Below are 12,651 nucleotides of genomic sequence, written 5' to 3'. Positions count from 1 at the left end.
GCGGCGGGGCCATCCGCCCTCCCGACTCCTTCCGCAGGGACATGACCAAGTACCACGACGAGCAGCTCGCCGACATCGCCGTATCCGCTCTGACTGATCAGCTGACCCTCGCCCCGAAGCCCGGGCTGGCGGACCCCCGTGATCTCGCTGCACGCACCACCCGCAAGGACCACCGAGCTCTGCTCTGGACGGCGAAGGCGCTGACGCCCGGGCTCGCGGCGATGGCTGCCGCAGCCCGCCGCACCGGAGAGCCGACGCCTCTGCTGCGCGAGGAGCTGGGCGCTGTCGGACGGTGCACCGAGCACTCGGCGGATCTGGCCGGGGGTGGCCACCGGGGTGCCCTGTGGACGCTCGGCCTGCTCGTCGCGGGCGCCGCGCTCCTCCCTTCCGCGACGGGAACCGAGGTCACCGCAGCCGCCAAGCGCATCGCCGCGCACCCTGACCGGAAGTCCCCCCGTCGGCCCTCGCACGGTTCGGCTGTGTCGGTGAAGTACGGGGCGGCGGGCGCCCGGGGCGAGGCACGCGCCGGCTTTCCCCACGTGCTCCGTGCGCTCCAGGCACTTGACGCCTCCCGGAAGGCGGGCGCCACCGAGACGCACGCACGGCTCGACGCCTTGCTGACCGTGATGTCGACCCTGCGCGACAGCGAACTCCTCTACACCGCCGGGCCCGGGGGCCTGCGCCACGTCCACGCGGGTGCACGCGCTGTCATCGACGCGGGCGGCACCGCCGCCCCCGCCGGCGCCGAGGCACTCGCGGCCCTGGACGCCGATTTGCACGCACGGGGCTGGAGCCCGCGCGGCAGCGCGGCACTTCTGACCGGAGCCCTGTTCCTGGACGCTCTGCCCTCCCTGACCCGGACGAGGAACGCACCCCCTCGGGGCTGACCACGTTGCCCGCCGCCGGGCAGGACGGCCGACGCAGGCCGCCCCGGCGCCGTGAACCCCGCCCGGGCACACGCGCGCGACCTCCCCGGAGCCCGATCCGTCCCCCTCCCCCGGCGCACCCATGGGCTCGATCTGAATCGCCGCCGAACCTGCAAACCGGGCTGAACCCACCCGGATGGCAGTAATACCGCTGCCCTGTCCGCGCTCAGGGGCCCCTGCTCCGGCCTCTGTGAGACCACCCCCGAAGATCACTTGATTCCTCAAGTAAACACGGCACATTTTCGCTTGACGCTTCAAGTGACTCGTTCTATTGTTACTTGAAAGCTCAAGCAATCACGGAGGCCCGTCCCCATGAACGTCACTCTCTGGATCATCGCGAGCGTCCTGGCCGTCGCGTTCCTCCTCGCCGGCTTGATGAAGGCGGGCCAGCCGAAGGAGAAACTGGCAGCCTCCGGCATGGCCTGGGTGGGCGACTTCTCGTCCGGCGCAGTGAAGGCCATCGGTGCGGTGGAGGTACTCGGAGCCCTGGGCCTGATCCTGCCCGCGGCCCTGAACATCGCCCCGGTCCTGGTGCCGCTGGCGGCCACCGGGCTGGCGATCACCATGCTCGGCGCCGCGGTCGTCCACGCCCGCCGCAAGGAGAACCAGATGATCGGCGCAAACGTCGTGCTGCTGATCCTGGCCGCCATCGTGGCGTGGGGAAGGTTCGGGCCCTACGCCTTCTAAGGTCGCCACAAACCACCCGTAACACCCAGATCCATGGAGCCTGTCATGCGCGCATTCAACGTTCCCGAGTCCGGCGCCCAGCCCGTCGTCTCCGACCTGCCCGTGCCTGAGGTCACCGATGGCGCCGTCCTGGTACGAGTGAAGAGCGCCGCCCTCAACGCCATCGACAAGACCCTGGTCGCAGGCATGATGGCCGAGATGATGCCCCACCTCTACCCGCTGGTGGTGGGACGGGACGCCGCTGGAGTCGTCGAGGCGGTCGGGGCAGGCGTCGACCACGTAGCGGTGGGTGACGAGGTCATCGGACACGTCCTGCTCGCCCCGCCGATCCAGGCAGGCAGCATCGCCGAGTACGCACTGATCCCGGCCGCCGCGGTAGCGGCCAAGCCGGCCGGCCTGGATTTCGACACGGCTGCGGCACTGCCGCTCGCCGGCACTGCCGCCCTCGCGTCCGTGGACGCAGTCGAGGCCGCGGAGGGCCAGGCGGTCCTGGTGGTCGGGGCCACCGGGGGCGTGGGCTCGTACGCCGTACAGCTGCTCGCCGCCCGCGGCGTCACCGTCGTCGCCACCGGAAGGGCCGCCGACAGCGACCGGCTCATCGGCCTCGGTGCGGCGACGGTGGTGGACCACAGGTCCGGGACGCCGATCGCCGATCAGGTGACCGCCGCCTATCCGGGCGGGGTCGACGCCCTCATCGACCTGGTCGCCTCCAGCCCCGACGCCCTGCCCCTGAGCGCCGTGCGCAAGGGCGGCAAGGTCACCAGCACCCTGGGTGCCGCAGACGAACAAGTCCTCGCAGCGGCCGGGCTGACGGGCAGCAACATCATGGCTTCTCCCCTCCGGGAAGCCTTCGAGCCGCTGGCCGCCCTGGCCGCGGCGGGCACCTTGCAGGTCGACATCACCAAGGTGTTCCCCCTGGAACAGGCCGCGGACGGCCTCGCGGCCCTCAGCGCGGGCGGCACACGCGGCAAGATCGTCATCCACGTCGCCGACTGAACCGTCCCGACACCACCCCGTCCGCCTCCGGGCGGAGCGGTCGGCGCTAGCCGGCCGAAGAACCGAAGTAAGGAATACCCATGATCGTCGTCACCGGTGCCACCGGCCAACTCGGCCGCCTCGTCGTGGAAGACCTCCTCACCCGGGTCCCCGCCGAGCAGATCGTCGCGGCCGTCCGCACCCCCGCGAAGGCCGCCGACCTCGCCGAGCGAGGCGTCCAGGTCCGCGAGGCCGACTACGACCGCCCCGAAACGCTGACGAACGCCTTCGAGGGCGCGGACAAGATCCTCCTGATCTCGGGCAGCGAAGTCGGCCGCCGCATTCCGCAGCACCAGGCCGTCGTCGACGCCGCCAAGAACGCCGGCGTCAGTCTGCTCGCCTACACCAGCGTCCTGCACGCCGACACCTCCACGCTGCCCGTCGCCCCTGAGCACAAGGTCACCGAGGAAGCGATCAAGGCCAGCGGACTCACCTACAGCCTGCTGCGCAACGGCTGGTACAACGAGAACTACGTCCCCACCGCCGAGCAGGGCGTGGCCACCGGCACCATCATCGGCAGCGCCCACGGCGGCCGCGTCGCCGCCGCCTCGCGCGCCGACTACGCCGCCGCGGCGGCCGTCGTCCTCACCGGTGACGGCCACGACAACACCGTCTACGAACTGTCCGGCGACACCGCCTGGACCATGGACGACCTCGCCGCCGAAATCACCGCAGCCACCGGAACGAAGGTCGTCTACCAGGACCTTCCGGCCGAGGAGCATGCCAAGGCCCTGGCCGGAGCCGGCCTGCCCGAGCCCGTCGTGGAGATGCTCGTATCGATCGACGCGGGTACCGCCGACGGCCAGCTGGCCGACACCACCGGCGACCTGGCCCGCCTCGCCGGCCGGCCCACCACCCCGGTGCGCACCACCATCGCCGCAGCGACGGGCAACTGAGCGCGTCACGCGGCATTTTCCGCCCGTCCTGGAGACGCCTGGATCAGGACGGGCAGCCCGGCCCGGGCGATCGCCTGCCGGTGCCTCTCATCCATCAGGCGGACCATGGGGCGAGCACGACCGCCCGCCCCCTCATCCAAGGAGCTTCCCTGTGTCCACGTCATCTTCACTTCCCCCAGCGTCCACGGTTCCCGTCCGCACCCAGCCGGGGCCGGCCGCTGTCGCCGGGTGGCTGATCGCGGGCATCGTGGCCGCAAGCGTCCTCAACGAGGTGATCGCTCTCCTCTCGGTCGCAGCCGGGGCGTCGGAGGACTTCCAGCCCCTCCAGCCGGGGTCGTTCATCTCGTTCACCTTCCTCGGCGTCCTCATAGGCGCGGCAGGCTGGGCCGTGGTCCGGCGGCGGTCAGCCGATCCCCGCGCCCTGTTGTCCCGCCTGGTCCCCGCGGTCGTGGTCATCTCCTTCATTCCCGACCTGATGATGTTCTTCAGCGACTACAAGGCGCACGCCGACGCCGCCGGGATCATCGGCCTGATCGTGATGCACATCGCGGTCGCCGCGGTGGCGGTGCCCGCGTACCACCGCGCTCTGCCTCTGAACGCCGCACCCCGAGGCTGAACCGCGGCCCCCGACCCCCGCTCGCCGGCGGGGAGTCTCCAGCACAGATCCGCCCATCCGCGGATTCGGAGGTACGCCGATGAACGACGCATCCGCCATAGGATTTGAAGCAGCAAATTATCGTGGGGGTATGGACACCGACGAACCTCGATGGCTGGACGATGACGAACAACAGACCTGGCTCGCCATGGTCACCATGCTCGTCAGCCTCCCCGCCGCGCTGGACGCTCAGCTGCAGCGCGACGCCGGCATCTCCCACTTCGAATACCAGGTCCTCGCCGGCCTCTCCATGTCACCCGAACACACGTTGCGGATGAGCGATCTGGCCGACTTCGCCGAAGCTTCCCTCTCCCGCCTCTCCCACACCGCGAAGCGTCTGGAGAACAAGGGCTGGCTCACGCGCAGCCCCGACCCCGCGGATGGCCGCTTCACTCTCGCCACCCTCACCGACGCCGGCTGGGACAAGGTCACCGCCACCGCTCCCGGGCACGTCGAGGAAGTACGCCGCCTGCTCATCGACCCCCTGACCAAGGCGCAGTCCAAGCAGTTGCGTGAGATCAGCCGACGCGTCACCGACGCCATCGACCCCCAGCGCACCTGTCCCCGGATGCCCACCACCTGACCGGCCCCGGCCTGCGGCGCACGGCTCACCCACCGACACCCCGACGACACACCCGCATCCGCGCCCGACCCGGAGGCCGATCATGCCCGACGTGCTGAATCCCGAGATACCCGCAGGCGCATTCGACGCCTTCCTGCCCGACGCCCTGACCCGGGCCGCCACCCAGCGGCCCTGGACTCCCGCCGACGGCCCCCTGCCGGCCCTCTACATCAGCCACGGCGCTCCGCCGCTCCTCGACGACGGTCAGTGGCTCCGCCAGCTGTTCGACTGGACGCAGTCCCTGCCGCAACCCAAGGCCGTCGTGATCGTCTCCGCGCACTGGGAGGACGCGCCGCTCATGCTGTCCGCCCCCGCGGCCAGGACCCCACTGGTGTACGACTTCGGCGGCTTCGCGCCCCGCTACTACGAGATGCAGTACGCCACCCCGGACGCTACGGGGCTCACCGCCCGCATCGCCGCGATGATGCCCGACAACGAGCCGCTCTACCAGCACCCTTCCCGAGGGCTGGACCACGGTGCATGGATCCCGCTGATGGCCATGTACCCGCTCGCCGACGTCCCGGTCCTGCAGATGTCCATGCCCACCCACGACCCCGATCGCCTGCTCGAACTCGGCCGCCGTCTGGCACCTCTGCGCAACGAGGGCATCCTCGTCGTGGGCTCCGGCTTCATGGTTCACGGACTGCCGTACATCACGCGCGAGATGATGGCCCACGGCACCGTGCCCGGTTGGTCCTCCGACTTCGACATGTGGGCCGCCGACGCCCTCGCCCGCGGCGACGTCGGCGAACTCGCCGCCTATGCCGGCCGCGCACCCGGGATGCCCTATGCCCACCCCACCCCGGACCACTTCCTCCCCATCTTCATCACGTTGGGCAGTGCGGAGAACCCCGAACAGCCGGCCCGGACAGTCATCGACGGTTACATGGCGGGTCTGGCGAAGCGCTCCTTCGAGATCAGGTGAGCCCACCCGGTCCCGGGAACGGCGGAGCGGCGCTCAGTCCAGGTCCGGCTCCCGGCCGGCCAACAGCGGCGGGTAGACAATGACGCGGGTGCCGTTCTCCTTCCACTGGTTGAAGACGGGCTGAGCGCCCTTGATGGATCCGTCCTTGTAAGCGATTCCGTCCGGCGCGGTCGGCAGGTAGTGGTAGGCGCTCCCGGGCGCGATACGAACCCGGGACATGGCCGCGTTGACGTCCTGCGGGCGGGCCGAACCCGCCTCCTCCAGCGCCGCCTGCACGATCCGCGCCGTCTGGGCGCCGATCACGAAGTGCTGGTCGAGCGGAACGTCGGTCCTGCCTTTCGCCTCGGCGAGCAGCTTCTGCAGACCCGGCAGGCCGGCCGACGGGTTGAACAAGGACTCGCTGACCGTCCGGTGGGCCAGTGTCGCCCGGGCGGCCCGTGGGCCGAGCGCCTCCCACACGCCCGGATCGTCACAGCCGCCGATGCCGCACAGGAAGACGGGTTTGTCGTACTGCAGGTTGTACCGGGCCTGGTGGAACAGGATCCCGTCGCGGTCGTACAGCGCGGACACCACGACGTCAGGGTCGGCCGCCCTCACCCGCAGCATGGTCGGGGTGTAGTCGTCGGTCTGCGGATCGACCGCGATGGAGTCCTTCACCACGTAGCCGAGCGCCGTCAGCCTCTTGTCCGCCGCCGCCGACGCGGCCTTGCCGTAGTCGTTCTGCGGATAGGTGATCACGACCGTTTCGAGATCTTCGCCCTGGTCGTCGACGAGGTGGTCCACGAAGTCGCCGTAGGCGGCCCCCATCTGGGTCGCCTCCACGCTCACGATGTAGAACGACCGGTCGCCGTAGACGCCGGTCGTCTCCATGGCGATCACCGGCATGCGCGCCCGTTCGGTGACCGCGGCCGTGGCGCTGGCCTCGGTCGAGCTGATCGGGCCGAGGATCGCCGACACACCCTCCTTGTCGATCATGCGGCGGGCCTCGTGGGCGGCGTCGTTCGGCTTGCTGGCGGAGTCGCCGACGACGAGTTCGATCCGGCGTCCGCCGAGACTGCGGATTCCACCCGAGGCGTTGATGTCGTCGACGACCATCTCGATGCCCGCCACGGCGCCGTTCCCGTACGCGGCCAGCGCGCCGCTGCGCGGCACGACCACGCCGATCTTCACCGGGCCGTCACTGTCGGTGTAGCCCGCCGCGGTGCACCCGGCAGCCAGCGCCATGGCAGTCAGGGCGGCAAGGCCGTTACGCAGCGCGCGCAGGGCGGGGCGCGGCACAGTGGTCTTCATAATTTCCTCCCTGGATACGGGCGGGGGCGTCACGCCGCCCCCTGGGACGCGGTACGGGCCGTGGCGCGTCCGCGCACGGTGCGCCATGCCTTGCGGAGGACGTCCAGAAGTCCCTCACGGGCGAGGACGATGACCAGGACGACAGCGGATCCGTAGACGAAGGTGTGGGAGCCCGGCGGGAGAACGCCCCCGAACTCCTCCCTCAGCACGTTGCCCAGCAGCACGAGCACGGCGGCGCCGAGTGCCGGCCCCCAGAGGGTGCCCATGCCGCCGACTGCGGCGAACAGGATGACCTCGATCATGATCTCGGGGCCGGCCAGCTCCTGCGGATCGATGAACCCCAGATACAGAGCATAGGCACTGCCTATGAGCGAGGTCAGCGCCGCGCTGATCATCATGGAGTGGAGCTTGACCCGGAGCGTGGAGATGCCGATGGCCGAGGCAGCCCGTTCGTTGTCGCGTACGCACCGGTACGTGTAACCGGAGCGGGTGACCATGAGGGTCAGGGCCACGCCCAGGCACAGCAGGGTGAAGAGGAGGACGAGCATGTAGTAGCCGGTGTAACTGAGCTGGAGCATCCAGAAGCTCTCGCCCCCGGTGAAAGGAATCGGGAACCCGGCCGGTCCGCCCAACCGGTCCGAGGCCAGCACGCACAGGAGGCCGATCTCGCTGAAGGCCAGCGTGATGAGCGCGAACGCCAGACGCGGCAACTGGAAGCGGGCGGCGGTCCAGGCGATGGCGAGGCCCAGCACCACCGAGAGCGCGCAGCCGATCGCCATGCCCAGGAAGGGCGAGATCCCGTTCACCGAACAGACCGCCGCGGCGTAGGCGCCGCAGCCGATGTAGATGCTGTGCGTGAACGCGAACTGGCCGGCCATCCCGCCGACGATGTTCCAGGCCGTGCACACGCCGACGAAGAACAGGATCTCGATGCCCTGGCTGATCACGTAGTTGCTGGGAAAGACCAGAGGGAAGGCCAGGCCGACCACGGCGACCAGTACGAGTACGACCAGGTCGGTTCGTTTGACACGGTTCACGCGCGGGCACCCCCCGCGGCGATTCCGAGCAGTCCCTGCGGGCGCCAGAGCACGACGGCGACGAAGACGAGGAACGGCAGCATCAGCGCGAGTGACCCGGACAGGTAGACCTGCCCGCAGGCGGTCGCCACGCCTATGAGCACGCCGCTGACGAAGTTTCCCATGAAGTTGCCCATCCCTCCGAGGATCATGATCAGGAACGTAGTGAGGGTGTACTGCAGTCCGCTCGACGGCATGAAGGGCGATGTCGAGGCCAGCGCGACACCCGCGATGCCCACGATCGCGATGCCGACCGCGAAGGTGCGTGCCTCGACCTTGCGGATGCTGATGCCCATCGCGGCGGCGGCAGTGCCGTTCTGGTGCACGGCCCTGACGCTCCGGCCGAAGTCGGTCCGCGCCAGCAGCAGGAAGAAGCCGACCGCGAGTACCACGGACAGGAGCGCCGCCACCACCACGGCAGCGGGCAGACGAATCACGCCGATCTGGACCGTACGGTCGGACAGGAACGAGTCGACGCGTTTGACACTGCCGCCGAACACGACCAGCAGCAGGCCCTGGAGGGCGAAGGACAGGCCGAGCGTGAGCTGGGCGACGACCAGGACGTGTTTTCCTTTCAGTGGCCGGATGAGGATGCGGTGGGTGGCCAGTCCGATCAGGTACATCGCGGATACGACGGCGAACAGCGCCACGTAGGGGTCGAGGGAGAGCCATGACTGCAGGGCGAAGGCGAGGTACATCGCTGCGACGAGGAAGTGGCCGTGCGCGAAGTTCACCACACCGGAGACGCTGTAGATGACGTTCGCGCCGAGTGCGACCAGTCCGTAGGTGGCACCCAGAAGGACGCCCTGGGCCAGTGCCTGGATGAGGAGTTCCATATGCAGTGCCTCCGTCAGGAAATGCCGAGGTAGGCGGCGGTGACGCGGTCGTCCCGGGCGAGACTCGCGGAGTCCGCGTCGAACACCACGCGCCCGCGTTCTAGGACGTAGCCACGCTCGGCGTGAGCGAGCGACACCTTGAGGTTCTGCTCGATCACGAGGATCGCCAGGCCCTGCCGGTGCAGTTCGGTGAGGGCGGCGAAGACCGTCTGGACGATCTTGGGCGAAAGGCCCAGCGAGGGCTCGTCGAGGATCAGGAGCCGGGGTCCGGCCATCAGACCGCAGGCGATGGCGAGCATCTGCTGCTCGCCGCCGGAGAGGGTGCCGGCGCGCTGCCGGGTGCGCTCCTCGAGCCGGGGGAACAGTTCCATGACGCGTGCGGTCGTCTGTTTCCGATCCGTCCCCTTGCACACGGCGCCACCGACCATGAGGTTCTCGGCAACCGTCATCTCCGGGAACAGTTGGTGCCCTTCGGGAACCTGCACCATCCCGTGGCGGGCGAGTTCGCGCGTCGAGCTCCGGGTGACGTCCTCGCCCCGCCAGTGCTTGGTGCCCGAGCGCAGCGGCACCAGACCGGTGAGCGCGTTGACGAGTGTGCTCTTGCCGGCGTTGTTGGAACCGACCAGGGCGACGAATTCGCCTTCTCCCACAGTGAGTGACACGTCATCGAGCACGGTGGTCCCGCCATAACCGGCGGTCAGTCCCTCAACTTTCAGCACCGGAGCCCCCCAGATAAGAGTTCTTGACACGCTCGTCACGCAGGACCTCGCCGGGGTCACCGGAGGCGATGAAGCTGCCGAAGTCGAGCACGACCAGGCGGTCGGCCAGCCGTGTGACCACTGGCATGACGTGCTCGATCAGGATGAAGGTGACGCCCCCGCGCCGCAGTGACTCGATGGCGGTGATGGGTGTTTCGACTTCGGCCATGGTGAGCCCGGCCATCACCTCGTCCAGCAGCATCACCGAGGGGCGCATGACTATGCACCGGGCGATCTCCAGGAGCTTCCGGTCCGGGAGGGACAGCTGGTCGGGGCGCAGGGCCGCGCGTGGACCGAGCCCGAGTTCATCGATCACCCGGGCCGCCTCCTGCTCCGCCCTGCGGAGCTTTTCACGGCTCAGCGCCGCGGCTGTCAGTGTCTCCGCGACGGTGAGGCCCGGGAAGGACTGGCTGTCCTGGAAGCTGCGCACGAGTCCGGATCGGGCCAGCGCGTCGGGTGGGCTGGCGAGAATGGATCTGCCCTGGTAGATCACGTCGCCGCTGGTGGGCGGCAGGAAGCCGCTCATGATGTTGAGCAACGTGGTCTTTCCGGCGCCGTTGGGACCGATCACCCCGAGGATCTCGCCCTCGTCCACGGTGAAGGAGACGTCGGTCAGGGCCCGCAGTCCTCCGAAGTCACGGGAGACCCCGTCGACGCGCAGGACCGGCGCCGCTGGTCGTGCTGGTGCTTGTGCGGTCATCACCTGTCCGTCCTGTGAGGGCACCACCGCCGGAGCGGGTGCCGACGCCGGGCCGTCGGGAAGCGCGGCCCGACAGTTTGATGGACCATCCGGTACACAGATTAGGCATGGGAACGGTGCCAGTGCCCGATCAGGTGGTCAAGGGGTTGCGCCATCCGAATTGCCCACCAGGGCCCGACCAGAGGGGCGGCGGGTGACAAAGCGCCCACCTTGCGGACCGAGAGCTTGACACCTGACAGCAGATGCGATTCTTTGGACTGATCGTTATGTAAAACCCTGGGAGGTTCACGTGCAGGCGTTGCGATGGCACGGGCGCGGAGACCTGCGTCTGGAAGAGGTCGGCGAGCCGGGTGAACCGCCCGCCGGCTACGCGGTGGTCGAGGTCGCCTTCTGCGGAATCTGCGGTACCGACCTGCACGAGATCAGCCACGGGCCGAACATGATCCGCACCGGGAAGCACCCGCTGACCGGGCAGGCCCCGCCGGTGACGATGGGCCATGAGATGAGCGGCCGTGTTGTCGCCCTGGGCGGCGAACGCCCCGGCGTCGGGATCGGGACACGGGTCGCCGTGGACCCGTGCGTGGCGTGCGGCGAATGCCGCTGGTGCCTGCACGGCGAGTACCACATCTGCGCCAAGGGGGGCTCTGTCGGTCTGGCCTCCGACGGCGGTTTCGCCCGCTACGCCACCGTCCCGCTGCGCGGTCTGCACCCGGTCCCGGACGGGGTGAGCGACGAGCTGGCCGCCCTGGCGGAGCCGCTCGCCGTCGGTCTGCACGCCGCCACCCGGGCCGACGTCGGCCCGGGTGACATGGTGCTGGTGCTCGGCGCGGGCCCCATCGGCATCGCTGCGATCCTCGGCGCCCGGATGGCGGGTGCCGGAGCGGTCTACGTCAGCGAGCCGGCCACTGCCCGGCACGCGTCAGCGCTCGCCGCGGGCGCCACCGAGGTGTTCGACCCCACCACCACCGACGTGCGGCGCGAGGTGTTCATCCGCACCGGCCGCGTCGGCCCGGACGTCGCGATCGACGCCACCGGCCGTCCCGACGCCGTCGACCTCGGTCTGCGCAGTCTGCGCCGCGGGGGGCGGATGGCGGTGGCCGGCATCACCGAGGCCGCGCTCTCCATCGACGTGCGCCAACTCGTGCTCTACGAACGGAGCTTGTGCGGCTCCCTCGGCTACAACTTCGACATTCCCCGCGTTCTCGCTCTCATGGCCGACGGCCGGCTCGACGCCTCCTGCCTCCTGACCGGCGTACGCCCGCTCTCCGAGGGCGTCGCGGTCCTCGACGAGCTGGCCGGGCGGAACCACGACCACCTGAAGGTACTACTGACCCCCCTCACGAGCTGACGGAGCCCTCGCTGGTTCGACGGCCCGCGCTCCGCCCCTGCCCTCCTGCCGCTGCCGACCGCACCGGGGCAGCAGGAGCAACGACAACGACCCCGGGCTCCACCCCTGCCCGGGGTCGTTGTCGTTGTCGCCGTCGTGTCGTTTCTGTCGCCACCACCACGCGCCGAACGCGCGGCCCGAGCGACACGGGCGGTCAGTCCGCGGTGAGAGCACCGCGGACTTCTGCCACGCTTTGCTCCAGCTTCTCCAGCGCCTCGCGGTCTGTGGCGAGTCCACCGAAGAAGGTGCGGCAGTACTCACCCGAGAGGTGGGCGGCGGTCCAAGCGGGTCCTCTGGTACCGGCCCACTGGTATGTGTGGTTGTGCAGGTTGAGGAACTGCAGGGCCGCCAGGCGGGGGTCGGTGCGGCGCAGAGCGCCCTCCTCTATGGCCTCCTCCAGAAGACCCTGAAGGAGCCATTCGAACTCACGGCGCTGACGAACCAGCCGCTTGCGGTTGGTCCCGGTGAGGTGACGGTAGTCGTGCTCGTAGACCCAGATGTGGTCGAGCCGGGACAGGATCGCCTCGAGGAGCGCCTCGGACAGCAGCCGCAGACGGACCAGCGACGGTGCGTCGAGGGCGTCGATGACCCGGGCCCGCTGCAGAAGGGGCTGCAGGACCCGGTCCTGGATCTCCACCAGCAGCTGTTCCTTCGAACCGATGTAGTGGTAGAGGGCGCCCTTGCCCAGGCCCACGGCCTCACCCAGCTCGGCGATTCCAGTGGCCGTATAACCCTTCTTCGCGAACAGACTCGCGGCCTGGTCGATGATCTCCTGACGCCGGCCCTCGAAAGCCGGGCCATGGCCCGGGGGCCTCGCCATGCTGGTCCTCTCCTGCGGTCGATTCCTCAGGGGTCAGT

14 protein-coding genes are annotated in these 12,651 nt (G+C 69.6%); 8 read left to right on the top strand and 6 right to left on the bottom strand.

What is annotated here, in order from left to right; genetic code table 11:
* Window positions 1-41 precede the first annotated feature (41 nt).
* The 7 genes from AB0P41_RS31915 (at window position 42) to AB0P41_RS31885 (ending at window position 5,746) form a co-directional block, all read left to right on the top strand.
* Window positions 42-887, top strand: coding sequence for a triphosphoribosyl-dephospho-CoA synthase (locus tag AB0P41_RS31915; protein WP_356714333.1), 846 nt, complete (start codon window positions 42-44; stop codon window positions 885-887).
* Between the two features lie 351 nt (window positions 888-1,238).
* Window positions 1,239-1,613: a DoxX family protein gene (locus AB0P41_RS31910; RefSeq protein WP_356714334.1), complete on the top strand. Its 375-nt coding sequence runs from the start codon at window positions 1,239-1,241 to the stop codon at window positions 1,611-1,613.
* Between the two features lie 45 nt (window positions 1,614-1,658).
* Window positions 1,659-2,609, top strand: a complete 951-nt coding sequence (locus AB0P41_RS31905; RefSeq protein ID WP_356714335.1) for an NADP-dependent oxidoreductase — start codon at window positions 1,659-1,661, stop codon at window positions 2,607-2,609.
* Between the two features lie 80 nt (window positions 2,610-2,689).
* On the top strand, window positions 2,690-3,544 hold the full coding sequence (locus AB0P41_RS31900) for an SDR family oxidoreductase (RefSeq protein WP_356714336.1): 855 nt from the start codon (window positions 2,690-2,692) through the stop codon (window positions 3,542-3,544).
* A 151-nt stretch (window positions 3,545-3,695) separates the two neighbouring features.
* Complete coding sequence (locus AB0P41_RS31895; RefSeq protein WP_356714337.1) at window positions 3,696-4,160, top strand: DUF6069 family protein; 465 nt, start codon at window positions 3,696-3,698, stop codon at window positions 4,158-4,160.
* 130 nt (window positions 4,161-4,290) lie between these two features.
* A complete protein-coding gene (locus AB0P41_RS31890; RefSeq protein WP_356714338.1) occupies window positions 4,291-4,782 on the top strand; it encodes a MarR family transcriptional regulator in 492 nt (163 codons plus the stop codon).
* A gap of 82 nt (window positions 4,783-4,864) precedes the next feature.
* The gene (locus AB0P41_RS31885; protein ID WP_356714339.1) at window positions 4,865-5,746 is read left to right on the top strand and encodes a class III extradiol ring-cleavage dioxygenase; all 882 of its coding nucleotides are present in this window, start codon (window positions 4,865-4,867) and stop codon (window positions 5,744-5,746) included.
* A gap of 33 nt (window positions 5,747-5,779) precedes the next feature.
* Here AB0P41_RS31885 and AB0P41_RS31880 read toward each other — a convergent pair whose 3' ends face one another.
* From AB0P41_RS31880 to AB0P41_RS31860, 5 genes are read right to left on the bottom strand one after another with little or no spacing between them, the layout of a single operon-like run.
* Entirely contained in the window at window positions 5,780-7,036 is a 1,257-nt protein-coding gene (locus AB0P41_RS31880; protein ID WP_356714340.1) for an ABC transporter substrate-binding protein, read from the bottom strand.
* A 29-nt stretch (window positions 7,037-7,065) separates the two neighbouring features.
* Window positions 7,066-8,073, bottom strand: a complete 1,008-nt coding sequence (locus AB0P41_RS31875) for a branched-chain amino acid ABC transporter permease (protein WP_365935592.1) — start codon at window positions 8,071-8,073, stop codon at window positions 7,066-7,068.
* Entirely contained in the window at window positions 8,070-8,948 is an 879-nt protein-coding gene (locus AB0P41_RS31870; RefSeq protein ID WP_365935590.1) for a branched-chain amino acid ABC transporter permease, read from the bottom strand. Before AB0P41_RS31870 ends, AB0P41_RS31875 begins: the two co-directional genes overlap by 4 nt.
* Window positions 8,949-8,962: 14 nt before the next feature.
* Entirely contained in the window at window positions 8,963-9,610 is a 648-nt protein-coding gene (locus tag AB0P41_RS31865; protein WP_365935588.1) for an ABC transporter ATP-binding protein, read from the bottom strand.
* Window positions 9,611-9,653: 43 nt separating this feature from the next.
* Window positions 9,654-10,406, bottom strand: a complete 753-nt coding sequence (locus tag AB0P41_RS31860) for an ABC transporter ATP-binding protein (RefSeq protein ID WP_356714344.1) — start codon at window positions 10,404-10,406, stop codon at window positions 9,654-9,656.
* Between the two features lie 289 nt (window positions 10,407-10,695).
* On the opposite strand from AB0P41_RS31860, the gene AB0P41_RS31855 reads away from it, so the two are divergent.
* Window positions 10,696-11,754 (top strand): alcohol dehydrogenase catalytic domain-containing protein, encoded by a 1,059-nt coding sequence (locus tag AB0P41_RS31855; RefSeq protein ID WP_356714345.1) that lies wholly within the window; start codon window positions 10,696-10,698, stop codon window positions 11,752-11,754.
* 193 nt (window positions 11,755-11,947) lie between these two features.
* On the opposite strand, the gene AB0P41_RS31850 is transcribed toward AB0P41_RS31855, so the two are convergent.
* A complete protein-coding gene (locus AB0P41_RS31850; protein ID WP_356714346.1) occupies window positions 11,948-12,613 on the bottom strand; it encodes a TetR/AcrR family transcriptional regulator in 666 nt (221 codons plus the stop codon).
* Window positions 12,614-12,651: the final 38 nt, after the last annotated feature.

It is taken from the genome of Streptomyces sp. NPDC079167 (assembly GCF_040686735.1).
Classification (GTDB): domain Bacteria; phylum Actinomycetota; class Actinomycetes; order Streptomycetales; family Streptomycetaceae; genus Streptomyces.
Note: the sequence above shows the minus strand (reverse complement) of the source record. Positions and strands in the feature narration are given on the sequence as shown.